Genomic DNA, 356 nt, shown 5'->3' on the forward strand with positions numbered 1-356 from the left:
GTATCCGCCCCATGAACCCACGGGGCGACTTGTCAGTGTTTGAAGTTCCAAGGCAGGAGTGCATCGATATCGGGCTCTGCTTTTGCTAGCTCTTTCATGCACTTGACCATATAGTCATAGAGGATAAGGCCGTTGGCTTTTGCAGTCTCGACGATACTGTAAAGCATCGCGCTCGCCTCAGCGCCATTTGGTGTGTTGGAGAATAGCCAATTTTTCCTGCCAATAACCAGCGGTTTAATTGCGCGTTCAGCGCGATTATTATCGATAGATAAGTGACCATCGTCGATATAACGAATGAGTTTAGGCCATTGCCCGAGCGTGTACTTTATTGCTTTGCCTAGTGGGCTAGAGCCTAT

General features: G+C 48.6%; 1 protein-coding gene. It reads right to left on the minus strand.

Translation table 11 applies throughout. The features are described 5' to 3' along the window. Positions 1-32 precede the first annotated feature (32 nt). Positions 33-356 (minus strand): transposase (locus AB4558_RS21605; protein WP_372159099.1); only part of this gene is annotated, 324 nt, incomplete at its 5' end.

Source organism: Vibrio sp. 10N.222.51.C5 (genome assembly GCF_041474575.1).
GTDB lineage: Bacteria > Pseudomonadota > Gammaproteobacteria > Enterobacterales > Vibrionaceae > Vibrio > Vibrio crassostreae_C.